The following is a 24,872-nucleotide window of genomic DNA, read 5'->3' as shown; positions in this document are numbered from 1 at the left end:
TTACTTCCCGGCTGGCTGGCTGGCGTCGGCCGCGCTGCGGATGGTGCACATCAGTTCCGCCTCGACCGCGGTCTGGCCGTCGACCGTGCCGACCGCCTTGTATTTCCAGATGCCGCGCGCAACGCGCAGGATCTCGACGTTCATCACCAGCTGGTCGCCCGGCTCCACCGGACGCTTGAAGCGTGCGTTGTCGATGCCGACGAAGTACACCACCGAATTCTCATCCGGCTTGATGTCCATGGTCAGGAACGACAGGATGGCCGCGGTCTGCGCCATCGCCTCGATCATCAGCACGCCCGGCATCACCGGCTTGTGCGGGAAGTGGCCGTTGAAGAATTCCTCGTTGACGGTGACGTTCTTGATCGCCGTGATGGTCTTGCCCGACTCCCAGTCCAGCACACGGTCCACCAGCAGCATCGGGTAGCGGTGCGGCAGGTACTGTTTGATGGCGTGGATATCCAGGCACTTCTTGGTGCAGGTGGATTCGGAGGTAACAGGGGGCGTGGTAGTGGTCATAGTTATTTCTCGTCTTGATTCGTCAATGTTTTAATTGTTTTTTCCAGCGCGCGGATTTTATCCCGCATCGTCGACAGATTGCGGACGATGGCTGCGGATTTTTCCCACTCGCTGTTCTTCGCCAGCGGATAAAAGCCCGTGTACTGTCCCGGCTCCAAAATGGAGCGCGAGACCATGCTGCCCGAGCCCACGTGCACCTTGTCGGCGATGGTCAGGTGGCCCAGCACCATGGCGGCGCCGCCGAAGGTGCAGTACTTGCCGATCTTCGCGCTGCCGGCCACGCCGACGCAGCCGGCCATCGCCGTGTGCGCGCCGATATGGCAGTTGTGGCCGATCTGGATCTGGTTGTCCAGCTTGACGCCGTCCTCCAGGATCGTGTCGGCCAGGGCGCCGCGGTCGATGGTGGTGTTGGCGCCGATGTCCACATCGTCGCCGATCACCACCCGCCCGGTTTGCGGAATCTTGATGTAGACCCCGCCCTCGTTGGCGAAACCGAAACCGTCGGTGCCGATCACGGCGCCCGAATGGATGATGCCGCGCTTGCCGATCACGCAACGCGCCTGGAAGGTCACGTTGGCGAACAAATGCGTGTCCTCGCCGATGACGGCGTCGCGGCCGATGTAGCAGCCGGCGTCGATCACCGCGCGCTCGCCGATCACGGCGCCGCTCTCGATCACCACACGCGCGCCCACGTGGGCGCTGGCGGCGACCACCGCATCGGCGGCCACCACGGCGCTGGCGTGCACGCCCGGCGCCGGCACGATGGCCGTCAGCGATTCGAAATACTGCGCCGCGCGGGCGAAATACACGTACGGATTGTTGGTGACGATACGCGCGCCTTCATAGCCGGCGGCGATAAAAGCGTCGTCGGCGACAGACACGATCAGTGCCGCCGCCCGGCTTTGCAGCGCTTGCGCGCGCAGTTTGCTATTGCTGAGAAAGCTGATGTGCGAAACGCCGGCGTCCGTCAGTGGCGCGATCCCGGTCACTTCCAGGTTCGCGTCCCCCACCAACTGCCCGCCGAGGCGTTCGACCAATTCCCCTAGTCGAGTGCCCATCGGGTGATCCAATCTTGATGTGTTTTACTTGTCTTTATCCAGCGCGGCCAGCACCTTGTCGGTGATGTCGATGCGCGGGCTGGCCCAGACCGCATCCTGCAGCACGATGTCGAAGCCTTCCACCGCCGCCATCTGCTTGATGATCTTGGTGGCCTTTTCCGAGATCGCCTGGCGTTCCTCGTTGGTGCGCTGGTTCAGGTCTTCGCGGAACTCGCGCTGGCGGCGCTGGTATTCCTTATCCAGCTCGAACACGTCGCGCTGGCGCTTGACGCGGTCGGCCTCGGCCAGCGTCGGCACGTCCTTCTCCAGCTTTTCCGACGCCGCCTTCAGGCGGCCGGCCATATCCTGCATGGCTTTCTCGCGGCTCTTGAACTCTTCCTGCAGCTTCTCGCCGGCCAGCTTGGCCAGCTTGGATTCGTTGTAGATGCGCTCAGGGCTCAGCCAGGCGATGCGCGAGGCCGAGGTCTGGGCCTGCACCGGCGCCAATGCACACCAGCCCAGTGCAAGCACGGCGAGAGATTTGGTCAGGGTAGCGGACGCAGTCTTCAACTTGTTTCTCCGAAGTAAATATCAATACTCAATGCCATCAACCTTCCGCCTTAGAAGCCGGTACCCATCTGGAACTGGAAGCGTTCCAGACGATCGCCCGGCTTGGCGTTCAAAGGCTTAGCATAACTCAACTTGAGCGGGCCGACCGGCGAAATCCAGCTGATGCCCAGGCCGGACGAGTAGCGCAGCTCGGAAGCGCGCATCTTCTGGCCTTCCTGGTAGACCTGGCCGGTGTCGAGGAAGCCGAACCAGCGCAGGCTGCGGTCCTGGCCCGAACCGGGGAACGGCAGCTGCAGTTCGGCGGTGCCGATCACGCGCGAGGCGCCGCCCAGCGCATCGCCGTACACCTGGTCGACCGCGCCCAGCGAGGAGCTCAGGTAGCCGCGCACCGAACCGATGCCGCCGCCGTAGAAGTTCTTGAACACCGGGTAGCTGCTGTTGCCCAGGCCATGGCCGTAATCGAGTTCGCCCTTCAGCGCCAGCGTGACCTTCGAGAACAGCGGCTTGTACCACTGCTGCTCGTAGACCGCGCGGTAGTACTTCTGCTGGCCGATCAGGTCCAGCTCCAGGTTGGCGCGCTGGTAGCGGCCGACAGTCGGCGTCAGCGCCGAATCGCGGCTGTCGCGCGCCCATGCCGCCGTCAGCGGCACGGCGTTGGTCGAAGCGGTGCCGATACCGTCCGGCGAGCCGGTGATGGTGGTCACGTATTCCTTGAAGCGCACCGGCGAGGTGGCGTCGGTGGAGATGCGCGAGCGTTCCAGGCCGATACCGAAGAACACCGTATCGACTTCCGAGAACGGCACGCCGTAGCTGATGCGGCCACCCTGCTGGCGGATGGTGTAGCTGCCGATGTTGAGCGCCGGGGGCTGCTGCGTGCGCAGGTAGACCTCGTACGACCGCGATACGCCTTCGTCGGTGTAGTACGGGTCGGTCTGCGAGAACGACAGCGTGCGGCTGTATTTCGAGGTGTTGAACTCGATGCCGACGGTGGTGCCCGAACCGGCGAAGTTGGCCTGCTGGATCGCCGCCTGGAAGGTGAACTTCTCGGACTGCGAGAACGCGCCGCCGATCTGGAAGTTACCGGTCGGCTTTTCGACCACGGTCAGGTTGACGTCGACCTGGTCGGAGGTGCCCTGGGCTTCCGGCGTGTCGATGGTCACGTCCTTGAAGTAGCCGAGGCGGTCGACGCGGTCGCGCGAGAGCTTGATCTTGTTGGCGTCGTACCACGACGATTCGAACTGGCGGAACTCGCGGCGTATCACTTCGTCGCGGGTGGTGGTGTTGCCGGCGATGTTCATGTGGCGCACGTAGGCGCGCTTGCCTGGATCGATGAAGAAGGTGAACGCGACTTCGCGTTTCGCCTGGTCGATCTCCGGATTGGCGTTGACGTTGGCGAAGGCGTAGCCGAAGGTGCCCAGGCGATCGGAGATCAGCTTGTTGGTGGCGGTCAGGCGCTCGCCCGAATAGGTTTCGCCAGGACGCAGCAGCACCAGCGAACGCAGTTCCTCCTCGCGGCCGAAGGTCTCGCCTTCGAACTTGATGCCGGAGACCTTGTACTTCTCGCCTTCGGTGATGTTGATGGTGATGTAGATGTCCTTCTTGTCCGGCGTGATCGACACCTGGGTCGATTCGATCTGCATCTCGATGTAGCCGCGGTTCAGATAGTAGGACTTGAGCGACTCGATGTCACCGGTCAGCTTGGTCTTGGAGTACTGGTCGGCCTTGGTGTACCAGCTGAACCAGCCGCCGGTGTTCAGGGCCAGCTGGTCCTTCAGCTCCTTGTCCGAGAAGATCTTGTTGCCGACGATGTTGATCTGCTTGATCTTGGCGACCTCGCCCTCGTCCACCGCGAAGGTGATGTTGACGCGGTTACGCTCGATCGGCGTGACGGTGGTGACGATCTTGACGCCATACAGGCCGTGCGACAGGTACTGGCGCTTGAGTTCCTGCTCGGCGCGGTCGACCGAGGCCTTGTCGAAAATCTTGGTCTCGCCGACGCCGATATCCTTCAGCGCCTTGACCAGGGTGTCTTTTTCAAATTCCTTGGTGCCGGTGAACTCCACCTTGGAGATGGCCGGACGTTCCTCGACCAGCACCACCAGCACGCCGCCGTCGGCTTCGAGCTTGACGTCCTTGAAGAAACCGGTGGCATACAGCGCCTTGATGGCGGTGATGGACTTGTCGTCGTTGAAGGTCTCGCCGACACGCACCGGCAGGTAGCTGAAGACCGTACCGGCTTCCGTACGCTGGATCCCTTCGACGCGGATGTCTTTGATGACGAAGGGCTCGATGGCCATGGCGCTGCCGGCGCACAGCGCCAGGACAGCGGCGCCGATCAGGCTGCGGCGAAAGGAAGATGAAGTAATACGGTCAGAATATAATTTCATTGGGGTTATTCAATGGCTAAATCAACGAACTACTTTTATATACAAAGCGAGCCTGCTACAGCAGCCGCGCGACGTCGTTAAACACCGCCAGCAGCATCAAAGTCAGTAACAAGCCCATGCCCAGGCGCTGCGCAATCTCACCAAAACGCTCCGGCACAGAACGCCCAGTTAAAACTTCCAGCGAATAATACAGCAAATGCCCCCCATCTAGAACGGGAATTGGTAGCAAATTCATTACGCCCAAACTGATGCTGATGAAGGCGATGAAGCTCAAATAGCTGGCCACGCCCATACGCGCGGTCTGCCCGGCATAATCGGCGATGGTGATCGGGCCGGTGACGTTCTTCAGCGAGACTTCGCCGGTGATCATCTTGCCGATCATTTTGAGCGTCATGGTGCAGGTATCCCATACCCGCGCCATCGCCTTGCCGACCGCCGCAACCGGGGACGATGGCACGGTGATCATATCCGGCTGCTGTTCGACCAGCGCGCTGATCTTACCGACTGTTACAGTTCCCTTAGCGGTTTTTGCCTGCTCGGCCTGGGGCACCATGGGCAGCACCAGCTGCTGGCCGGCGCGGCGCACCGCCACCTGCACCGTCTTGCCGGCGGCGGCGCGGATGATATCGATGAAGGCGATGCCGTCGGCCACCGGCGTGCCGTCCACCGACAGCAGCAGGTCGCCCTTGAGCAGGCCGGCGCGCGCGGCGGGTCCGCCGGCGATCACCTCCCGCACCACCGGCGCCGGACGCGCCACGCCCACACCGAGCTTGCCCGGCACGTCGCCCTCCAGGTCCAGCGTCGCCAGCGCGGCGGCCGGCAGCACGAAGCTGAAGCGGCCCCGCCCCGCGCGCTCGACGGCGATGCGGGCTTCCTGTTTGTCGATGGCCGCTTGTATCAGGTTCCAGCGCAGCTCGGACCACACGGCCACCGGCTGCCCGTTGACGGCGGTGACCACGTCGCCGCTGCGCAGGCCAGCGCTCCACGCGGCGGTGGGCGCGGCGCCCGCAGCTGCGGCCTCGGTGGCGCGCACGCTAATCTTGCTGGTCGGTTCCTCCACGCCGTGCATGTACAGGCCGGAGAACAGCACGATCGCGATCAGGAAATTGGCCAGCGGGCCGGCGGCCACGATGGCGATGCGCTTCCACACGTTCTGGCGCGTGAACTCGCGCTTGAGCTCTTCCGGCGGCAGGTCGCCCAGGTCGCCCTCGCGGGCGTCGAGCATCTTGACGTAGCCGCCCAGCGGCAGCGCCGACACCGCCCATTCGGTCCGGTCCGGGCCGAGACGGCGCGACCACACCACCTTGCCCATGCCGACCGAGAAGCGCAGCACCTTCACCCCGCACCAGCGCGCCACCAGATAGTGCCCCAGTTCGTGGAAGATGATCAGGGAGCCCAGGCAGACGACAAATGCCAGCACGGTTTGAAGGAAGTTCATTTTGCCAGTCCGGCGATATAGGTTTCAGCGGCGGCGCGCGCCAGCGCATCCTGCGCCATCACGGCGGCGATGCTGTCGGCGGCGCCGTGCGGCAGCGCCTCCATCACGTGCGCGCTGACGCGGTCGATCTGGCGGAAGCCTATCCTCAGGTCGAGGAAGGCCTGGACCGCGATCTCGTTGGCCGCGTTCAGCAGCGCCGGCGCGGTGCCGCCGGCCTTGAGCGCCTCGAAGGCCAGCGCCAGGCAGGGGAAGCGGTTGAAATCGGGACGTTCGAATTGCAGGGTGGCGATCTGCGTCAGGTCCAGCTGGGCCACGCCCGATTCGATGCGCTCCGGGTAGGCCAGCGCGTGGGCGATCGGCGTGCGCATGTCCGGGTTGCCCAGCTGCGCCAGCACGGAGCCGTCGACATACGACACCATCGAATGGATCACCGACTGCGGATGGATCACCACCTCGATCTGCCCGGCCGGCGCGCCGAACAGCCAGTGCGCCTCGATCACTTCCAGGCCCTTGTTCATCATGGTGGCGGAATCGACCGAGATCTTGCGGCCCATCGACCAGTTGGGGTGCTTGCAGGCCTGCTCCGGCGTGACCGCGTCCAGCGTGGCGACGTCGCGCGTCAGGAACGGGCCGCCGGAGGCGGTCAGCAGGATCTTGGCGATGCCGGCCTTGGCGTCGCGCACCGCCGGCACGCGGCCGCCGAACTGCGGCATGCCCTGGAAGATCGCATTGTGTTCGCTGTCGATCGGCAGCAGCACCGCGCCCGCCTGGCGGGCGGCGTCGATGAACAGCTGGCCGGACATCACCAGCGCTTCCTTGTTGGCCAGCAGGACCTTCTTGCCGGCGCGCGCCGCGGCAAGCGTGGGCGCCAGGCCGGCGGCGCCGACGATGGCGGCCATCACGCTGTCGACTTCGGGCGCGCTGGCGATGCTGCACAGCGCCGCCTCGCCGTGTTCCACTTCGGTGTTGACGCCGGCCGCGCGCAGCAGCGTGGTCAGCGCGCTGGCGCCGGCCGCCGTGCCGACCACCGCGCGCGCGGGACGGAACTGGATGCACTGGGCCGCCAGCTCGTCGACGCGGCTATGCGCGGACAGCGCGTAGACGGTGTAGCGCTCGGGGTGACGGGCGAGCACGTCCAGCGTGGACACGCCGATCGAACCGGTGGCGCCAAGGATGGTGATGCGTTGCATAGTTATTCTTTCAGAACCAGGAGCCGATCAGCGCGGCCAGCGGCAGGACCGGGATCAAGGCGTCGATACGATCAAGCACGCCGCCGTGGCCCGGCAGCAGGTTGCTGCTGTCCTTGATAGCGGCGCGGCGCTTGAGTTGGGATTCGAACAAGTCGCCGATCACCGACGCGGCCACGATCAGCAGCAGCGCCAGCAGGGCCGGCGCCCAGCCGAAGCGCGCCTGCAGCTGGAAGGCGAAGGTATCCTGCAGCCATGGCTGGCCGGCGGCCAGCAGCACGCTGCCGGAGGCGATGGCCAGCACGGCGACGCCGCCGCCGATGGCGCCTTCCCAGGATTTGCCCGGCGAGATCGACGGCGCAAGCTTGCGCTTGCCGAAGGCCTTGCCGGAGAAGTAGGCGCCAATGTCGGCGATCCACACCAGCACCATCACCGACAGCAGGTACAGCGCCGAGTGCTGGTACAGGCCGACGATGGCGAAGAAGCAGGCGAAGATGGCGAAGCTGAAGGTGATCGCCAGCGACCAGTTGGCGGCGCCGGCCAGCGGCGGCAGGCCCAAGCCCAGCGACGGCGCATAGCGGATCAGCCACAGCAGGCAGGCCGCGCCGTACAGCGCGTTGAGCGCGCCCGGTTTGCCCGAGTGCTGCAGCAAAAACACGAACAGCACGGCGCCGGCGATGCCGACCACGCGGGCCTGCATGGCGGCCAGGCCGAACAGGCGGGCGGCCTCCCACATCGCGGCGCCCAGGAACAGGGTGACGACGACGGCAAACGCTGGGAAATAGTTGAAGAACAGGACCGGCAGCAGCACCGCCAGCAAGACCACAGCGGTAATAATCCTCGTTTTCAGCATCAGCTTTTCTTTTCCGCCAGTTGCGCGCCGGTGCGGCCGAAGCGGCGTTCCCGATGCTGGTAGGAGGCGATCGCCTCGTCGAGGCTTTCGATCGAAAAATCGGGCCAGTAGGTGTCGGTGAAGAACAGCTCGGTGTAAGCGAGCTGCCACAACAGGAAATTGGAGATGCGCTGCTCGCCGCCGGTGCGGATGAACAGGTCGGGCTCGGGCGCGTAGGCCATCGCCAGGTGGGGCGCCAGCTGCTCCTCGCTGAAGTTGGCGGCGCCGGGATGGGCGGCCACCATCTGGCCGACCGCCTGCATGATGTCCCAGCGGCCGCCGTAGTTGGCGCACACGGTCACGGTCATGCGGGTGTTGTTGGCGGTCTTGCGTTCGGCGCTGGCGATCATGCCCTGCAGCTTGTCGTCGAAGCGGCTCAGGTCGCCCACCACCTTGAGGCGGATGTTATTGGCGTGCAGCTTGGACACTTCGCGGTCCAGCGCCGTCACGAACAGGCGCATCAGCAGGGACACTTCCTCTTCCGGGCGGCGCCAGTTTTCGGAGCTGAAGGCGAACAGGGTCAGGTACTCGACGCCGCGGCGGGCGCAGGCCTCGACCACGGTGCGCACGGCGTCCACGCCCTTGACGTGGCCGGCCACGCGCGGCAGGTAGCGCTTGGTGGCCCAACGGCCATTGCCATCCATGATGATCGCGACATGGCGCGGCACGGACGGCGCATCTGGAACCTCAGTAGTCGAACTCGTATATTTCATGAAAACTTTGGTGCCAAAGTATAAAGTATTGCAGGTGTGACGTAAAAACACAAGACGCCAGCGCCAACCCGCACCCCGGCGCTTCGGCGGGGTCGGACCCCGCATGGGGTCCGACCCCTCGGCCGCGGAGGGAGATCAGCTGCTGGCGCCTGCGGGTTTTAAACCGTCAGAACTTCTTTTTCTTTTTCAGCAACCATCTTGTCGATGTCGACGATGAACTTGTCGGTCAGCTTCTGCACTTCGTCGGTGCCGCGGCGTTCGTCGTCTTCCGAGATCGCCTTGTCCTTGACCAGCTTTTTCATGCCTTCGTTGGCATCGCGGCGGATGTTGCGGACGGCGATTTTCGCGTCTTCCGCTTCGCTCTTGACCAGCTTGACCATTTCCTTGCGGCGTTCCTCGGTCAGCGGCGGGGTCGGCACGCGGATCATGTCGCCCTGAGCCGACGGGTTCAGGCCCAGGTCGGCGTCGCGGATGGCTTTCTCGATGGTGTTGGCCATCTTCTTCTCGAACGGCTGCACGCCGATGGTGCGGGCGTCGATCAGGGTCACGTTGGCGACCTGGCTCAGCGCGGTCGGCGAACCGTAGTACTCGACCTGCACGTGGTCCAGGATGCCGGTGTGGGCGCGGCCGGTGCGAACCTTGGCCAGATCGGCGCGCAAGGTTTCCAGCGATTTGGTCATGCGTTCTTGCGCATTCTTTTTAACGTCAGCTACGGACATTGCTGCTCTCCTGTAATCGGATATGAATTAATACGTGAAGCGTTAAACGTGAACCAGTGTACCCTCATCCTCGCCCATGACGACGCGCATCAGCGCGCCCGGCTTGGTGATGGAGAACACCTTGATCGGCAGTTTCTGGTCGCGGCACAGCGCGAAGGCGGTGGCGTCCATGACCTGCAGATGCTTGGCGATGGCTTCGTCGAAAGTGATGGAGCTGTACAGCGTGGCGTTCGGATCCTTCTTCGGATCGGCGGTGTAGACACCGTCGACCTTGGTGGCCTTGAGCACGATCTCCGCGCTCATCTCCGAACCGCGCAGCGCCGCTGCGGTGTCGGTGGTGAAGAACGGGTTGCCGGTGCCGGCCGCGAACACCACGACCTTGCCTTCTTCCAGGTACTGCAGCGCTTTCGGGCGCACATACGGCTCGACCACCTGCTCGATGCCGATCGCCGACATCACGCGGGCGGTGATGCCGACATGGCGCATCGCGTCGGCCAGGGCCAGCGCGTTCATGACGGTGGCCAGCATGCCCATGTAGTCGGCGGTGGCGCGGTCCATGCCTTGCGCGCCGGGGGCGACGCCGCGGAAGATATTGCCGCCGCCGATGACGATCGCCAGTTCCACGCCCAGTTTCGCGACCTCTGCCACGTCGGCGACCATCCGTTCGATCGTGCCGCGGTTGATGCCGTAAGGATCATCGCCCATCAGGGCTTCGCCGGACAATTTGAGGAGGACGCGCTTGTAGGCTGGTTTTGACATGAGACGAGGCTCCTAAGTTGGGTTTATTCGGGTAAGGCTGCCGGCGCCTATGATACCTTGGTCGGCGCCGGGAACGACTGAATGACTTGCACTGCTGCGGGTAAAACTTTGGTCAGGCTAAAAAAACGGGCCTCTCGGCCCGTTTTCTTTGGTATTACGCTCCTTTGGAAGCAGCCATCTGTGCGGCTACCTCTGCTGCGAAGTCGTCGACCTTCTTCTCGATGCCCTCGCCTACCACGTACATGGTGAAGGCTTTCACGGTGGTGGCTTTTTCTTTCAGCATCTGCTCGATCGATTGCTTGTCGTTCTTCACGAAAGCCTGGTTCAGCAGCGACACTTCTTTCAGGAACTTCTGTACCGAGCCTTCCAGGCGCTTGGCCAGGATTTCCGGCGATTGCGCTGGCTTGCCTTCGGCGGCGGCCTTGGCTGCGTCTTCTTCAGCTTTCAGTTTCGCAACCGAACGCTCTTTTTCGATCAGCTCGGCAGGAACCTGCTCGGACGACAGCGACACTGGCTTCATTGCAGCGATGTGCATGGCCACGTCTTTACCAACTTGCTCGTCGGCGCCGTCGAAGTCGACGATCACGCCGATGCGCGAGCCGTGCAGGTAGGAAGCCAGCTTGCCGGTGGTTTCGAAACGCTGGAAGCGGCGGATCGACATGTTTTCGCCGATTTTACCGATCAGTGCTGCGCGCACTTCGTCCAGGGTCTTGCCGTCCAGCGGCAGTGCCAGCAGGGCGGCGACGTCGGCCGGGTTGTGCTCGACAACCAGGCGTGCGGCGTTGTTGGCCAGGGCCAGGAAGTCGTCGTTTTTCGCGACGAAGTCGGTTTCGGAGTTGACTTCAACCAGCGCGCCTACGCCGCCGGCGATGAAGGTTGCCACCACGCCTTCGGCGGTGATGCGTGCCGAGGCTTTCGATGCCTTGCCGCCCAGCTTGACGCGCAGGATCTCTTCCGCACGACCCATGTCGCCTTCGGCTTCGGTCAGTGCTTTTTTGCATTCCATCATAGGCGCGTCAGTCTTCGCGCGCAGTTCGCCTACCATTGCTGCAGTAATAGCTGCCATGTGATTCTCCTGTATTCGGTGTTCGGGTGGGATGGTGAGCGCTGCTCTAACCATTTACGTTAAAAAAAAGGGGGAGCTGTTGGCCACCCCTTTTTTCTTACAGCTTGTTACGAACGATTAAGCCTGTTCGGAAACTTCGACGAATTCGTCGCCAGCTGCAGCTTTAACCATTTCAACTACTTCGTTACCGGCAGCAGCACGGCCTTCCAGGATGGCATCTGCCACGCCGCGGGCGTACAGCGTGATGGCTTTCGACGAGTCATCGTTACCTGGAATGACGAACTGAACGCCTTCTGGCGAGTGGTTGGTATCGACCACGCCGATAACTGGGATGCCCAGTTTTGCGGCTTCGGTGATGGCGCCTTTATGGTAGCCAACGTCAACGACGAAGATTGCGTCAGGAACGCCGCCCATGTCCTTGATGCCGCCGATCGATTTTTGCAGCTTGATCATTTCGCGTTGGAACATCAGCGCTTCTTTTTTCGACAGCTTCTCAACCGAACCGTCTTCGATGGTAGCTTCCATGTCTTTCAGGCGCTTGATCGAGGTCTTGATGGTTTTGAAGTTGGTCAGCATGCCGCCCAGCCAACGCTGGTCGACGAAAGGAACGCCAGCGCGTGCCGCTTCAGCAGCGATGATTTCGCGAGCTTGACGCTTGGTGCCGACCATCAGGATGGTGCCGCGGTTCGAAGCGACCTGTTTCACGTGCTTCATCGCTTCTTGATACATACCCATCGTCTTTTCCAAGTTGATGATATGGATCTTGTTGCGGTGACCGAAGATGAACGGAGCCATCTTTGGGTTCCAGAAACGGGTTTGGTGACCGAAGTGGACACCGGCTTCCAGCATTTCGCGCATAGTTACGGACATATTAAACTCCAGGGTTGGGTCTGGAATCCGATCAGTCACCATATAGGCACCCTTGTCGACCGGATTCGCGTTTATTAATGTGGATTTCCACGGGATTTTTGCAACATTGCTCAAAACCGAATTCAAGCAACCCGAGATTCTACCCTGAAAACAGCCACTTAGGCAAGCACTGCACACCCGCGACAACACCTCGCACCAACCTGGTGCGCCGACGCACCAACCTCGCCCCGCCGGCCTTCCCTGCACTGAATTGTTCTGCAACATATAAAAAACAATTATTTTGAGCACAAGTAACTATTTTGTAATATCATGGCGAAAACTTTAATTTCGTTCTATTAACAGTAGTTCATGCAATTTACGCAGTTCATTCGTAAAGGTCTGTCCCATGTCCATCCTCTTTGCCGTGACGCTAGCCGCAGTCTCCACTGTTCAGCCAAGTTGTTCCTGGGATCGTCCTGGAGCCAACCCTTACAGCGGCAGCACCGCCGCTGCCATTGACCGCTACAACGACATCCCGGCCGCCGTGCGCAGCACGCTCAAGCGCCGCATGGAGGAAGGCCAGTCCGACGACAAGGTCACCATCACCCGCGACGGCATCAGCGGCAAGAACCAGTACGATCCGGCCATCCGCGACATGCACTTTGGCGCCGCCTCGGTGTGCGCCACCGTCACCCGCAGCAAATGGAGCGCGCAGCGCCAGGAGCCGGGCGCCGTCTACTGCGTCGACCAGCACTGCATCCTGGTGCCCAAGATTTGCGGCAACGTCAGCCGCATCACCCGCTTGCCGGCCGCCGTCGCCGTCGCCGCCGTCGCCGCCGCCGCCAAGGCCCCTGTCACGCCACCGCCCGCCAGCACCAGGCTGGGCGGCCAACTGGGCGACAAGAACCTGGGCCTGGCCGACGCCGAGCCCCATGAACCGGAACAGCCGACCGACCAAGACCTGGCCGAGCGCGACCGCCTGCATCGCGAGGTCGCCCACGACGCCGCCAAGCTGAGCGAACTGCCGGGCAGGGTTGAACAGTTCGAACTGACCCAGGAAGTCGAATTTGAGAGGGATGCCGATGGCCGCCTGATCGCCAAAGGCGGGCACGGACTGCTGCCCGGCCACCTCGACGGCGACGACGACGGCCTCTCGAGCATCCCGACCCCGGTACCGGAAGCCGACACCTGGGCCATGCTGCTGGCCGGGCTCGGCATCGTGGGCGTGGCCGCGCGCCGCCGCCAGCGCCCTCAGCCGGGCTAGCCCGGCATCACCACACGGTCCCGACTGTGGCGCCCACGCGCGCCTCCGGCACCATCCTTGCATTCCCGAGCGGGGCCGCCCCGCGTCGTTTATAATTTCGACATATTTGCACGCCGCGAGCCGATCCCGTCCGCTCGCCGCCTGCGTTTTTACCGTTTACTTTGCTGATTGCGATCCATTATGTCTATTTCCATTAAATCCGCCGAAGATATCGCCGGCATGCGCGTGGCCGGCCGCCTGGGCTCCGAAGTGCTGGACTACATCACGCCCTTCGTCAAGCCGGGCGTGACCACGGGCGAACTGGATCGCCTCTGCCACGAATACATGGTCAACGTGCAGGGCACCATCCCGGCGCCGCTGAACTACTGCCCGCCGGGCTACACGCCCTACCCCAAGGCCATCTGCACCTCGGTCAACGACGTCATCTGCCACGGCATCCCCGGCGACAAGGTGCTCAAGAACGGCGACGTGGTCAACCTCGACATTACCGTCATCAAGGATGGCTACCACGGCGACAACAGCCGCATGTTCTTCATCGGCGAACCGTCGATCCTGGCCAAGCGCCTGTCCGACATCACCTATGAATGCATGTGGCTGGGCATCGCCAAGGTCAAGCCGGGCGCGCACCTGGGCGACATCGGCCACGTGATCCAGCAGCACGCGGAAAAAGCCGGCTACAGCGTGGTGCGCGAGTTCTGCGGCCACGGCATCGGCAAGATCTTCCACGAAGAGCCGCAGGTGCTGCACTACGGCCGCCCCGGCACGCTGGACGAACTGCAGCCGGGCATGATCTTCACCATCGAGCCGATGATCAACGCCGGCAAGCGCGAGATCCGCGAAATGGGCGACGGCTGGACCATCAAAACCAAGGACCGCAGCCTGTCGGCCCAGTGGGAACACACCATCCTGGTCACCGAGACCGGCTACGAGGTGCTGACGCTGTCGGCCGGCAGCCCGCCGCCGCCGGCTTTTATCACCAATGCCAGCGCCGTAGCAGCGTAAGCCCCGCATGACGACGGCGGCGATGAAGAAGGAACTGCGCGAACAACTCAAACGCCAGCTGAAGGCCGACCGCCAGGTCGTCATCGCCGGCTTCCAGGCCGACGGCAAGCCGGAAAAGCTGCTGCGCAGCCTGCGCCAGAGCGTCGACGCGGTGCTGACCACGGCCTGGCACGAAGCCCGGCTGCCGGCCAACACGGCGCTGGTCGGCGTCGGCGGCTACGGCCGCGGCGAGCTGTTCCCCTACTCCGACGTCGACCTGCTGATCCTGCTGGAGCAGGCGCCGGACGCCGCCACCACCGGCAAGCTGGAGGAGCTGGTGCAGCTGCTGTGGGACCTGGGCCTGGAGATCGGCCACAGCATCCGCACGGTGGACGAGTGCCTGAGCGAATCGGCGGCCGACATCACGGTGCAAACCAGCCTGCTGGAGGCGCGCCTGATCGTCGGCGACGAGCCGCTGTTCCAGCAGCTGCAGCAGCGCTACCAGGCCGCGATGGACCCGCGCGCCTTCTTCCACGCCAAGGTGCTGGAGATGCGCCAGCGCCACGCCAAGTACGAGGACACCGCCTTCAGCCTGGAGCCCAACTGCAAGGAAAGCCCGGGCGGCCTGCGCGACCTGCAGGTGATCCTGTGGATGGTCAAGGCCGCCGGCCTGGCCAACTCCTGGCGCACGCTGGCCACCAGCGGCCTGATCACGCAGACCGAAGCCAAGCAGCTGATGGAGAAGGAACGCGCCTTCAAGGACATCCGCGTGCGCCTGCACCTGCACGCGGGCCGGCGCGAGGACCGGCTGGTGTTCGACGTCCAGACCGCGATCGCCGAATCGCTGGGCCTGCAGGCCACCGGCAGCGGCGTCCACATGCGCCGCGCCAGCGAGTACCTGATGCAGCGCTACTACTGGGCCGCCAAGACCGTCACGCAACTGAACACCATCCTGCTGCAGAACATCGAGGAACGGCTGTTCCCCAAGTCGGGCGTGGCGGTGCGCATCAACGAGCGCTTCAACGACGTCGACGGCCTGATCGACATCAGCGAGGACGACACCTTCGCCACCACGCCGTCGGCGATGCTGGAGATCTTCGTGCTGATGACCGAACGCCCTTCGCTGCAAGGGATGACCTCGCGCACCATGCGCGCGCTGTGGCACGAGCGCTTCAAGATCGACGCCGCCTTCCGCGCCGACCCGGTCAACCGCGCGCTGTTCCTGCGCATCATGCAGGCGCCGGTGGGCATCATCCACGCGCTGCGCCGCATGAACGACCTGTCCATCCTGGGCCGCTACCTGCCCAACTTCCGCAAGATCGTTGGCCAGATGCAGCACGACCTGTTCCACGTCTACACGGTGGACCAGCACATCCTCATGGTGGTGCGCAATATGCGCCGCTTCTCGATGGCCGAGCACGCGCATGAATACCCGTTCTGCAGCCAGCTGATGGCCAACTTCCCGCAGCCGTGGCTGCTGTACCTGGGCGCGCTGTTCCACGACATCGCCAAGGGCCGCGGCGGCGACCACTCCAAGCTGGGCACGGTCGACGCCGAGCAGTTCTGCGTCGAGCACGGCATGAGCGCCGAGGACACCGAGCTGGTGGTGTTCCTGGTCGAGAACCACCTGACCATGTCGCAGGTGGCGCAGAAGCAGGACCTGTCGGACCCCGACGTCATTGCCGCCTTCTCGAAGGTGGTCAAGGACGAGCGCCACCTGACCGCGCTCTACCTGCTGACGGTGGCCGACATCCGCGGCACCAGCCCCAAGGTATGGAACGCCTGGAAGGCCAAGCTGCTCGAAGACCTGTACCGCATCACCCTGCGCGTGCTGGGCGGCGAGCCGCACAGCGCCGACCACGAACTGAAGAACCGCCAGCAGGAGGCGCTGGCCACGCTGCGCCTGTACGGCCTGCCGCCGGACGCGCACGAGGCGTTCTGGAAGCAGCTCGACGTCGCCTACTTCCTGCGCCACGACGCCTCCGACATCGCCTGGCAGACGCGCGCGCTGTACGACCGCTTCACCAGCGACAGGCCGGTGGTCAAGTGCCGCCTGGCGCCGATCGGCGAAGGCTTGCAGATCGCCGTCTACATCCAGGACCAGCCGGACCTGTTCGCGCGCATCTGCAGCTACTTCGACCGCAAGAACTTCAGCATCCTCGATGCCAAGATCCACACCACCCGCCACGGCTACGCGCTCGACACCTTCCTGGTCACCGAGCAGAGCTTCGCCAAGAGCTACCGCGACATCATCAGCCTGATCGAGCACGAGCTGTGTGCGCTGCTGACCAACCCGGAGCCGCTGCCGGCGCCCGGCAAGGGCCGGCTGTCGCGGCTGTCGCGCACCTTCCCGATCCAGCCGACGGTGGACCTGCGTCCGGACGAGCGCGGCCAGTACTACCTGCTGTCGGTGGCCGCCAACGACCGCACCGGCCTGCTGTACTCGATCGCCAACGTGCTCACCAAGTACAAGATCAACCTGCACACCGCCAAAGTGATGACACTGGGCGAGCGCGTCGAGGACGTGTTCCTGATCGACGGCGCCACACTCAACAACGCCCGCAGCCAGATCCAGCTTGAAACCGACCTGCTGGACGCGATCAAGGTATAAACTTAACCCCGCGTCATTCCCGCGCAGGCGGGAATCCATGCACTGCATGAATTCCCTCCATAGAACGCCGACCAAGACGCTCAGCATGGATTCCCGCCTGCGCGGGAATGACGGGCTCCGCATTTACCTCTTAATACAGAAAACGCATCATGTCCGAAGAATTATTACGCCTGTCCAAACGCATGTCCGAACTGGGCCTGTGCTCGCGCCGTGAGGCCGACGAGTGGATAGCGCGCGGCTGGGTACGGGTGGACGGCCAGGTCGTCTCCGAACTCGGCACCAAGATCTATCCCAGCCAGCGCGTCACCGTCGAGCGCCAGGCCGCCGCCGAGCAGTCCAAGCGCGTGACCGTGCTGATCAACAAGCCGATGGGCTACGTAAGCGGCCAGGCCGAGGACGGCTACCAGCCGGCCGTGGTGCTGGTCAAGCCGGAAAACCGCTGGCCCGACGATCCGTCGCCGGAAATCTTCCACCCGACCCAGCTGCGCTCGCTGGTGCCGGCCGGCCGCCTGGACATCGATTCGGTCGGCCTGCTGGTGCTGACCCAGGACGGCCGCGTGGCCAAGCACCTGATCGGCGAAACCACCGACGTCGACAAGGAATACCTGGTGCGCGTCGAGTACACCAAGCCGGGCAAGCTGCCGGACAGCGACCTGAAAAAGCTCAACCACGGCCTGTGGATGGACGGCAAGCCGCTGCTGCCGGCCAAGGTGCGCTGGCAAAACGACGACCAGCTCAGCTTCACGCTGCGCGAAGGCAAGAAGCGCCAGATCCGCCGCATGTGCGATATGGTGGGCTTGAAAGTTGTTGGGCTGAAACGGGTTCGCATCGGCAAGGTCAAACTGGGCGACCTGCCGGTGGGCCAATGGCGCTATCTGCGGCCTGAAGAACAGTTCTGATCGGCCTGGCGTGGACCAGAACGCACAGTGACTGAAATATTCTTGCTATTTTGCAAGCCAAGAGCGCGAATAAACTGTAAACTGTACAGATCGACCTCGCATCGTCGAGTCATTATCAAAGAGATATGCCGTCGTGAACGATCCCATACCGAATGAATTCCGCCGCGGTCCGCCCAGCCTAAAAGATGCTGTGGAACCAATTCCGGCGGGTTCCAAGCCCCACGAGATGACCGATGAACATGACATCGGCGATTCTCTCACCCTGCTCGCCGACAACGGCGATCCGATCTCCGTTTATCCGTCCAGCACCACCAACGTGGTGATGGCGCGCATCAAATCGGTCGACCCGGAAAATCCGCATTTTGTGCTGGAACTGAACGAGGGCGAGTTCCTTCCGCCCGGCGACGCCGTGTTCGTGGCCTGGCTGCGCGCGGCCAAGATCCAGTTCAAGCTCAGCTCGCCCGACTGGGAGTCCGTGCCCGGCGAGCCGACCCTGATCCCGCTGGACTTCCCGACCAAGTGCCAGGTGCTGAACCGGCGCGCCTCGACCCGGCTGGAAACCCCGCTGGGTATTTACTACATGGCCTCGTTTGTCCTGAACGGCAAGCCCTACGAGTTGCAGCTGTACGACTTCTCGGCCGGCGGCGTCGGCATGCGGGCGCCGCCACGCGACTGCGTCGGCCTGTACGTCGGCCGCAGGCTGCAGCGCGTGCGGCTGGAGCTGGGCCCGGACTCGGTGATGATCGCCGACCTCGACATCCGGCTGTCGCGTACCTTCCGCTCCTTCCTGCTGGGCGAGCAGGTGCAGATCGGCTGCCAGTTCGTCAACCTGTCGCCGTCGATGCAGGAAGAGCTGGCGCGCCTGCTGGACAAGCTCAACCTCAGCAAACAGCGCTAAAACTCTCGCGGCAACCTTGCCGGGCATGCAACTTGCTTAGAAAAGCAGCTTACACAGCTGCTTTTTTTTATGGGCCCGGCATGACCAGCACAACCGAGACCGAACCGGCGCAACGCATCGTCAAGATCCGTCGCGACTACAACACCTGGGTGGCCAACGAAACCATCGAGGACTACGCGCTGCGCTACACGCCGCGCGCGTTCCGCAAATGGTCGGTGTTCCGCGTCTCGAACACCGCCTTCGGCGCGATCTCCTTCCTGGTGCTGGAGGCGATCGGCGGCACCATCACCGTCAACTACGGCTTCATCAACGCGCTGTGGGCCATCATGGCGGTCGGCCTGATCATCTTCATGACCGGCCTGCCGATCAGCTACTACGCCGCCAAGTACGGCGTCGACATGGACCTGCTGACGCGCGGCGCCGGCTTCGGCTACATCGGCTCGACGATATCGTCCTTCGTCTACGCCTCGTTCACCTTCATCCTGTTCGCGCTGGAGGCGGCCATCATGGCCTACGCGCTGGAGCTGTACTTCCATCTGCCGCTCTACCTCGGCTACATGGTCAGCGCGCTGATCGTGATCCCGCTGGTGACGCACGGCGTCACGCTGATCAGCCGCATCCAGATGCTGACGCAGCCCGTGTGGCTGGTGCTGATGGCCCTGCCCTTCATCGCCATCCTGCAAAAGAAACCGGAGCTGCTGCCGCAGCTGCTGCACTACGCCGGCCGCACCGGCGAGAACGGCCACTTCAACATGCTGATGTTCGGCGCCGCCACCGCGGTCGGCGTGGCCTTGATCACGCAGATCGGCGAGCAGGTCGACTTCCTGCGCTTCATGCCGCAGAAGACTGCCGCCAACCGCTTGCGCTGGCATCTGGGCGTGTTGATCGCGGGGCCGGGCTGGATCCTGCTCGGCATCGCCAAGATGCTGGGTGGCGCGCTGCTGGCCTTCCTGGCGATCAGCAGCGCGGTGCCGCTGGCGCAGGCGGTCAACCCGACGCAGATGTACCTGGCCGGCTTCGGCCTGGTGTTCGACCATCCGTCGGTGGCGCTGCTGGCGACGGCGCTGCTGGTGGTGATCTCGCAGGTCAAGATCAACATGACCAATGCCTATGCGGGTTCGCTGGCCTGGTCCAACTTCTTCGCGCGGCTCACGCACAGCCATCCTGGACGCGTGGTGTGGGCCGTGTTCAACGCGCTGATCGCCGTGCTGCTGATGGAGCTCGACGTGTTCCAGGCGCTGGACCAGGTGCTCGGCCTGTACTCCAACATCGCCATCTCGTGGATCACGGCGGTGGTGGCGGACCTGGTGGTCAACAAGCCGCTGGGCCTGAGCCCGAAGTGCATCGAGTTCCGCCGCGCCTATTTGTACGACATCAATCCGGTCGGCGTGGGCGCCATGCTGCTGGCGTCGGCGCTGTCGGTGGCGGCCTTCATGGGATTGTTCGGCCACCAGGCGCAGGCCTTCTCCGCCTTCATCGCGCTGCTGACGGCGTTGGTGGCGTCGCCGCTGATCGCCGTCGCCACCAAGGGCAAGTACTACATCGCCCGCAAACCCGCCCATGTGCACAGCAAGACCTGCGTGATCTGCGAAAAGGAATACGAGTCCGAGGACATGGCGCACTGCCCGGCCTATCAGGGCTCGATCTGCTCGCTGTGCTGCTGCCTGGACGCGCGCTGCAACGACGTCTGCAAGCCGCATGCGAAAGTGTCGTCGCAATGGCAGGCCGCGATGCAGGCGCTGCTGCCCAAATCGCTGTGGCGTTACCTGAGCAGCGGACTGGGACACTACCTGCTGCTGATGATCGTCACCGTGCTGTTCCTGGGTGCGCTGCTCGGCCTGATCTACTACCACGAGCAATCGGTGCTGGCGGCCGGCGACGCCGCGCTGCTGCCGCAGCTGCAGCTGGTATTCTTCAAGATCTTCGCGGCGCTGCTGCTCACCAGCGGCATCGTCGCCTGGTGGCTGGTGCTGACCAGCGAGAGCCGCCGCGTGGCGCAGGAGGAATCGAACCGCCAGACCGGCCTGCTGACGCGCGAGATCGAACTGCACAGCCAGACCGACGCCCAGCTCCAGCAGGCCAAGAAGACCGCCGACCTGGCCAACCAGGCCAAGAGCCGCTACATCGCCGGCATCAGCCACGAGATCCGCACGCCCTTGAATTCCATCCTCGGCTACGCGCAGCTGCTGGACAACGACCCGTCGATACCGGAGCACCGCCAGCAAGCCATCCGCGTGATCCGCAGCAGCGGCGAGCATCTGCTGTCGCTGATCGAGGGCACGCTGGACATCGCCCGCATCGAGGGCGGCAAATTCAACTTCGACATGAAGGAGCTGAACTTCCCCGACTTCATCGGCCAGATCGTGCGCATGTTCGAACTGCAGGCGGCCAACAAGGGACTGGCCTTCCGCTACGAGCTGACCGGCGTGCTGCCGCGCATCGTGCGCGCCGACCGCAAGCGGCTGGGGCAGATCCTCATCAACATCCTCGGCAACGCGGTCAAGTTCACCAGCACCGGCGGCATCGTGCTGCGGCTGCAGTACGCGCGCGAAATGGCCTCGTTCGAGATCGAGGACAGCGGGCCAGGCATCCTGCAGGAAGAGATCGACCACATCTTCGAACCGTTCTCGCGCGGCAGCGCCAGCGCGCACGCCAACGCCAGCGGCACGGGCCTGGGCCTGCCGATCTCCAAGATGCTGACGCAGCTGATGGGCGGTGAGCTGAATATCCGCAGCATGCCGCGACAAGGCAGCGTATTCCACATCCGTCTGTTCCTGCCCAGCGTGCACGCGTCGGCCAGGGAGCTGAAGGAACTGGAACGGCCGGCGGCGCAGCGCACCGGCTATCGCGGCCCGCGCCGCCGCATCCTGGTGGTCGACAACGAACGGGTCGACCGCGAGATGCTGCTGAATATCCTGGCGCCGCTGGGCTTCGACGTGGCGCTGGCCGAATCCGGCCTGGAGTGCCTGGACCTGCACGCCTCCTTCAAGCCGGACCTGATCCTGATGGACCTGGCCATGCCGGCCATGGACGGCTGGGAGGCCAGCTACATCCTGCGTCGCCGCCAGCTGTCGCAAGTGCCGATCGCCATCGTCTCCGCCAACGCCTTCGACAAGGGCATGGAAAACGCCGCCGGCATCACGGCGGCGGACTTCATCGTCAAGCCGGTCAACGTGGCCGAGCTGCTGGACTGGATAGGCCGGCGCCTGGCGCTGGAATGGATCACGCAGCCGGCCATCAGCATCGAGGTGGCTGCCGCCGCGCCGGAACTGGCGCAACTGGTGCTGCCGCCGGCAGCCCAGCTGGAAGCGCTGAATGAGCTGGTCCGCATCGGCTATGTGCGCGGCATCCAGAACAAGCTCGATGAAATCAGCGCGCTCGATGCGCGCTACCTGCACTTCACGCAAACCATGCGCAATTTCGCCGCCCGCTTCCAGCTGGACGCGATGGCCGACTTCCTCCGAAAGAATCAAAACAATGAACTTCAACATTGACCGCGCCGTGGTCCTGGTGGTGGACGACGTGCCGGAAAACCTGGCCGTGCTGCACGACGCGCTGGACGAATCGGGCTACACCGTGCTGGTGGCGAACAACGGCGCAACGGCCCTGCAGCGCGCCGCCGAGGCGCAGCCGGACATCATCCTGCTGGACGCCGTCATGCCCGGCATGGACGGCTTCGAAACCTGCCGTCACCTGAAGGCCAGCCTGGCCACGCGCCACATCCCGGTGGTGTTCATGACCGGCTTGACGGAAGCGGAGCACGTGGTGGCGGCCTTCTCCGCCGGCGGCAACGACTACGTCACCAAGCCGCTGCGCACCAGCGAGGTGCTGGCGCGGATCGCTGCCCACATGCAGACGGCGCGGCTGGTGGACCAGGCCCGCAGCGCGCTGGACGCCTTCGGCAACGCGGTGATCGCGATGACGCCAAGCGACGGCAAGATCGTCTGGCAAACGCCGCTGGCCCGCACGCTGATGCAGGGCTACTCGGTCGATACGGAGTTGACGGCATGGCTGGCGGCGACGCAGCTGGCGCACAGCCAGGGCCAGTCGCATCCGCCGCTGACGCTGCAGCGCGCCAGCCGCCGGCTGATCTTCTCGGCGGCGGAGTTCAGCGAGAACGAACAGTGGATGATCGTGCTGCGCGAGGAATCGGACAATGCGCAGATCGAGAAGCTGATGGCGTCCTTCAAGCTGACGCAGCGCGAATCGGAGGTGCTGAACTGGGTCATCAAGGGCAAGACCAACCGCGACATCGGCGACATCCTCGGCACCAGCCCGCGCACCGTGAACAAGCACCTGGAACACGTGTTCGTCAAGCTGGGCGTGGAAACGCGCACCTCCGCCGCGGCGGTCGCGATGGGCAAGCTGCGGCTCAGAGCGACGGAAGCCGCAAGCCCGGCTGAATCGCCGGCAGGCGCGCCGCCACGGTAGGACTTCAGCACGATACTGGAATACTCAGCGCCGCTTTGCCATGGCGCGCGCCAGCAGCAGCTTGCCTTCGGCGGTCGCGAGCTTAACCTGATCGGGCGACAACCCCTGCGACAACTTCCGCATGAATTCATCCGTCAGCGGATTGGGAGCGCTAACAGAGGCACCGCCAAGTAGTAAATCATAGTGGTCGTGCACTGCGGTCGCGTAGCGCAGCGCCGATGCGGCATGCTGCTTCAATAGGTCGTCATCCTCGTTGTACTCGCCCACCAACGCGATCATGCTGGGGATGCGGCCCTGTTGCGCCTGCGCCTCCAGATAAGCGGCCGCCTCCTCCTTCCAGGCCCGCACCAGCGGATCATCGGGCCGGGTCTCCAACGCGGACGGATCGCCAAACGGGCCGGTTTGCAGGAACGCCAGGTCCGCGCCGTCGATGCCCGCCTTGGCCGCCAGGACCAGGTGCTCCAATCGCGTGGTCTTCATCCGCTCGGTCATGTCGGCGCACAGCTGTTTTTCCACTGCCTTCTCGACGGCGTTTGCTGGCCGCATCAAGTCTCCGACCGCCACCGCCAGATTGCCGGTGCGCTGGAAGTCCATGCAGCTTTGCACCAGCCAGAACGCATCGAAGGCATCCGCCGGCCTGCCCGTCCCGGCCAGCCGGTTCACCTGTTGCGCAAGCGTGGTGCGCGGGTCGGGTTTGGACCGCAGCGCGGGAGGCGTGGCCGGAGGGGTGTCCTCGAGGGCCGCACGAGCGGCGGCCCGCTGCCTGGCCGCCTCAGGTTCGCCGGTGGGACGGCTCGACGACCAGTACAAGCCCACCAACACGAGGGGCATCAGCAGCACGAAATAAAGTGATAGTTGCGGTCTCATGATGGCTACAAAGTGGCAATAATGGCAATGTAGCATAGAACTCAAGCACGAGATACGCACTTTGTAACGCTACACGCCCAATGCCAGCTTAGACAGCCAGGTGGCGCTTGACGTCCGGATCGTTCATCGCTGCCTGCGCGCCGGAAGCCACCACCTCGCCGCGCGACAGCACGATGAACTGGTCGGCCAGTTCATGGGCGAAGTCGAAGTACTGCTCGCACAGCAGGATCGCCATGTCGCCGCGCTGGCGCAGCAGCCGTATCACATTGCCGATGTCCTTGATGATGGATGGTTGGATGCCCTCGGTCGGCTCGTCAAGGATGATCAGCTTGGGCTCGGCCAGCAGCGCGCGCGCGATCGCCAGTTGCTGCTGCTGGCCGCCGGACAGGTCGCCGCCGCGCCGGTGCAGCATGTCCTTCAGCACAGGGAACAGCTCATAGACTTCGCCCTTGATGGTGGACGCCTTCTTGCCGCTGTGGGTGGCAAGGCCCATCAGCAGGTTTTCCTCCACCGTCAGCCGCGCGAAGATCTCCCGGCCCTGCGGCACGTAGGCGATGCCGGCCCGCGCGCGCTGGTGCGGCGCCATGCGCGTGATGTCGCGCCCTTCCAGCCGCACCGCGCCGGCCGATACCGGCAGCACGCCCATCAGGCATTTGAGCAGCGTGGTCTTGCCGACGCCGTTGCGGCCCAACAGCGCCATGCACTTACCACGCTCCAGCTCCAGCGATACGCCGCGCAGGGTATGCGAGGAACCGTAGTACTGGTTGATTTTTTCCACTTGCAGCATA

The 24,872-nt window shown here is 63.9% G+C and carries 21 protein-coding genes; 7 read left to right on the top strand and 14 right to left on the bottom strand.

From position 1 onward, the window contains the following. The 12 genes from fabZ to rpsB all read right to left on the bottom strand — a co-directional run bounded on the left by fabZ (position 1) and on the right by rpsB (position 12,154). On the bottom strand, positions 1-516 hold the full coding sequence (gene fabZ / locus ACEN9O_RS21695) for a 3-hydroxyacyl-ACP dehydratase FabZ (protein WP_495613876.1): 516 nt from the start codon (positions 514-516) through the stop codon (positions 1-3). Between the two features lie 2 nt (positions 517-518). Then, positions 519-1,574, bottom strand: coding sequence for a UDP-3-O-(3-hydroxymyristoyl)glucosamine N-acyltransferase (gene lpxD / locus ACEN9O_RS21690; RefSeq protein WP_495613875.1), 1,056 nt, complete (start codon positions 1,572-1,574; stop codon positions 519-521). A gap of 24 nt (positions 1,575-1,598) precedes the next feature. Further along, complete coding sequence (locus ACEN9O_RS21685; RefSeq protein WP_116988654.1) at positions 1,599-2,123, bottom strand: OmpH/Skp family outer membrane protein; 525 nt, start codon at positions 2,121-2,123, stop codon at positions 1,599-1,601. Between the two features lie 50 nt (positions 2,124-2,173). After that, the gene (bamA, locus tag ACEN9O_RS21680; protein WP_495613874.1) at positions 2,174-4,510 is read right to left on the bottom strand and encodes an outer membrane protein assembly factor BamA; all 2,337 of its coding nucleotides are present in this window, start codon (positions 4,508-4,510) and stop codon (positions 2,174-2,176) included. Positions 4,511-4,565: 55 nt separating this feature from the next. Then, a complete protein-coding gene (gene rseP / locus ACEN9O_RS21675; protein ID WP_495613873.1) occupies positions 4,566-5,948 on the bottom strand; it encodes an RIP metalloprotease RseP in 1,383 nt (460 codons plus the stop codon). After that, on the bottom strand, positions 5,945-7,138 hold the full coding sequence (gene ispC / locus ACEN9O_RS21670) for a 1-deoxy-D-xylulose-5-phosphate reductoisomerase (RefSeq protein WP_495613872.1): 1,194 nt from the start codon (positions 7,136-7,138) through the stop codon (positions 5,945-5,947). The genes rseP and ispC overlap by 4 nt, the downstream gene beginning before the upstream one ends. 10 nt (positions 7,139-7,148) lie before the next feature. Further along, the gene (locus ACEN9O_RS21665) at positions 7,149-7,988 is read right to left on the bottom strand and encodes a phosphatidate cytidylyltransferase (RefSeq protein ID WP_495613871.1); all 840 of its coding nucleotides are present in this window, start codon (positions 7,986-7,988) and stop codon (positions 7,149-7,151) included. Next, positions 7,988-8,740 carry a polyprenyl diphosphate synthase gene (gene uppS, locus ACEN9O_RS21660; RefSeq protein WP_495613870.1) on the bottom strand — a complete coding sequence of 251 codons (753 nt, stop codon included), beginning with the start codon at positions 8,738-8,740 and terminating at the stop codon, positions 7,988-7,990. The genes ACEN9O_RS21665 and uppS overlap by 1 nt, the downstream gene beginning before the upstream one ends. A 158-nt stretch (positions 8,741-8,898) precedes the next feature. Next, positions 8,899-9,459 carry a ribosome recycling factor gene (gene frr / locus ACEN9O_RS21655; RefSeq protein WP_495613869.1) on the bottom strand — a complete coding sequence of 187 codons (561 nt, stop codon included), beginning with the start codon at positions 9,457-9,459 and terminating at the stop codon, positions 8,899-8,901. Positions 9,460-9,501: 42 nt separating this feature from the next. After that, positions 9,502-10,218: a UMP kinase gene (pyrH, locus tag ACEN9O_RS21650; RefSeq protein ID WP_161091779.1), complete on the bottom strand. Its 717-nt coding sequence runs from the start codon at positions 10,216-10,218 to the stop codon at positions 9,502-9,504. 154 nt (positions 10,219-10,372) lie between these two features. Then, a complete protein-coding gene (tsf, locus tag ACEN9O_RS21645; RefSeq protein ID WP_494730377.1) occupies positions 10,373-11,284 on the bottom strand; it encodes a translation elongation factor Ts in 912 nt (303 codons plus the stop codon). A gap of 117 nt (positions 11,285-11,401) precedes the next feature. Beyond that, on the bottom strand, positions 11,402-12,154 hold the full coding sequence (gene rpsB, locus ACEN9O_RS21640; protein WP_217940509.1) for a 30S ribosomal protein S2: 753 nt from the start codon (positions 12,152-12,154) through the stop codon (positions 11,402-11,404). Between the two features lie 385 nt (positions 12,155-12,539). Between rpsB and ACEN9O_RS21635 the strand changes: the two genes are divergently transcribed. From ACEN9O_RS21635 to ACEN9O_RS21605, 7 genes are all read left to right on the top strand, one after another. Further along, positions 12,540-13,397, top strand: coding sequence for an MHFG family PEP-CTERM protein (locus tag ACEN9O_RS21635; RefSeq protein WP_495613868.1), 858 nt, complete (start codon positions 12,540-12,542; stop codon positions 13,395-13,397). A 177-nt stretch (positions 13,398-13,574) separates the two neighbouring features. Beyond that, entirely contained in the window at positions 13,575-14,399 is an 825-nt protein-coding gene (map, locus tag ACEN9O_RS21630; RefSeq protein ID WP_495618514.1) for a type I methionyl aminopeptidase, read from the top strand. A gap of 7 nt (positions 14,400-14,406) precedes the next feature. Further along, positions 14,407-16,989 (top strand): [protein-PII] uridylyltransferase, encoded by a 2,583-nt coding sequence (locus ACEN9O_RS21625; protein ID WP_495613867.1) that lies wholly within the window; start codon positions 14,407-14,409, stop codon positions 16,987-16,989. Between the two features lie 149 nt (positions 16,990-17,138). Then, positions 17,139-17,888, top strand: a complete 750-nt coding sequence (locus tag ACEN9O_RS21620; RefSeq protein ID WP_008449305.1) for a pseudouridine synthase — start codon at positions 17,139-17,141, stop codon at positions 17,886-17,888. A 226-nt stretch (positions 17,889-18,114) separates the two neighbouring features. Further along, positions 18,115-18,786, top strand: coding sequence for a flagellar brake protein (locus tag ACEN9O_RS21615; RefSeq protein WP_495613866.1), 672 nt, complete (start codon positions 18,115-18,117; stop codon positions 18,784-18,786). A gap of 80 nt (positions 18,787-18,866) precedes the next feature. Then, entirely contained in the window at positions 18,867-22,280 is a 3,414-nt protein-coding gene (locus tag ACEN9O_RS21610) for a hybrid sensor histidine kinase/response regulator (protein ID WP_495613865.1), read from the top strand. Continuing rightward, positions 22,264-23,217, top strand: coding sequence for a response regulator (locus ACEN9O_RS21605; RefSeq protein ID WP_495613864.1), 954 nt, complete (start codon positions 22,264-22,266; stop codon positions 23,215-23,217). Before ACEN9O_RS21610 ends, ACEN9O_RS21605 begins: the two co-directional genes overlap by 17 nt. 24 nt (positions 23,218-23,241) lie before the next feature. Here the strand turns inward: ACEN9O_RS21605 and ACEN9O_RS21600 are convergent, their stop codons facing one another. Further along, a complete protein-coding gene (locus tag ACEN9O_RS21600) occupies positions 23,242-24,084 on the bottom strand; it encodes a hypothetical protein (RefSeq protein ID WP_495613863.1) in 843 nt (280 codons plus the stop codon). 88 nt (positions 24,085-24,172) lie between these two features. After that, a complete protein-coding gene (gene urtE, locus ACEN9O_RS21595; protein ID WP_495613862.1) occupies positions 24,173-24,871 on the bottom strand; it encodes an urea ABC transporter ATP-binding subunit UrtE in 699 nt (232 codons plus the stop codon). Between the last annotated feature and the right edge of the window lies 1 nt (position 24,872).

This window comes from Duganella sp. Dugasp78 (genome assembly GCF_059491455.1).
Note: the sequence above shows the minus strand (reverse complement) of the source record. Positions and strands in the feature narration are given on the sequence as shown.

What these genes read in the sequence shown, in the direction of transcription:
- fabZ (WP_495613876.1), bottom strand. Translation starts at nt 516, where the DNA reads ATGACCACTACCACGCCCCCTGTTACCTCCGAATCCACCTGCACCAAG.
- lpxD (WP_495613875.1), bottom strand. Translation starts at nt 1,574, where the DNA reads ATGGGCACTCGACTAGGGGAATTGGTCGAACGCCTCGGCGGGCAGTTG.
- bamA (WP_495613874.1), bottom strand. Translation starts at nt 4,510, where the DNA reads ATGAAATTATATTCTGACCGTATTACTTCATCTTCCTTTCGCCGCAGC.
- rseP (WP_495613873.1), bottom strand. Translation starts at nt 5,948, where the DNA reads ATGAACTTCCTTCAAACCGTGCTGGCATTTGTCGTCTGCCTGGGCTCC.
- ispC (WP_495613872.1), bottom strand. Translation starts at nt 7,138, where the DNA reads ATGCAACGCATCACCATCCTTGGCGCCACCGGTTCGATCGGCGTGTCC.
- ACEN9O_RS21665 (WP_495613871.1), bottom strand. Translation starts at nt 7,988, where the DNA reads ATGCTGAAAACGAGGATTATTACCGCTGTGGTCTTGCTGGCGGTGCTG.
- uppS (WP_495613870.1), bottom strand. Translation starts at nt 8,740, where the DNA reads ATGAAATATACGAGTTCGACTACTGAGGTTCCAGATGCGCCGTCCGTG.
- frr (WP_495613869.1), bottom strand. Translation starts at nt 9,459, where the DNA reads ATGTCCGTAGCTGACGTTAAAAAGAATGCGCAAGAACGCATGACCAAA.
- pyrH (WP_161091779.1), bottom strand. Translation starts at nt 10,218, where the DNA reads ATGTCAAAACCAGCCTACAAGCGCGTCCTCCTCAAATTGTCCGGCGAA.
- tsf (WP_494730377.1), bottom strand. Translation starts at nt 11,284, where the DNA reads ATGGCAGCTATTACTGCAGCAATGGTAGGCGAACTGCGCGCGAAGACT.
- rpsB (WP_217940509.1), bottom strand. Translation starts at nt 12,154, where the DNA reads ATGTCCGTAACTATGCGCGAAATGCTGGAAGCCGGTGTCCACTTCGGT.
- ACEN9O_RS21635 (WP_495613868.1), top strand. Translation starts at nt 12,540, where the DNA reads ATGTCCATCCTCTTTGCCGTGACGCTAGCCGCAGTCTCCACTGTTCAG.
- ACEN9O_RS21625 (WP_495613867.1), top strand. Translation starts at nt 14,407, where the DNA reads ATGACGACGGCGGCGATGAAGAAGGAACTGCGCGAACAACTCAAACGC.
- ACEN9O_RS21620 (WP_008449305.1), top strand. Translation starts at nt 17,139, where the DNA reads ATGTCCGAAGAATTATTACGCCTGTCCAAACGCATGTCCGAACTGGGC.
- ACEN9O_RS21615 (WP_495613866.1), top strand. Translation starts at nt 18,115, where the DNA reads ATGACCGATGAACATGACATCGGCGATTCTCTCACCCTGCTCGCCGAC.
- ACEN9O_RS21610 (WP_495613865.1), top strand. Translation starts at nt 18,867, where the DNA reads ATGACCAGCACAACCGAGACCGAACCGGCGCAACGCATCGTCAAGATC.
- ACEN9O_RS21605 (WP_495613864.1), top strand. Translation starts at nt 22,264, where the DNA reads ATGAACTTCAACATTGACCGCGCCGTGGTCCTGGTGGTGGACGACGTG.
- ACEN9O_RS21600 (WP_495613863.1), bottom strand. Translation starts at nt 24,084, where the DNA reads ATGAGACCGCAACTATCACTTTATTTCGTGCTGCTGATGCCCCTCGTG.
- urtE (WP_495613862.1), bottom strand. Translation starts at nt 24,871, where the DNA reads ATGCTGCAAGTGGAAAAAATCAACCAGTACTACGGTTCCTCGCATACC.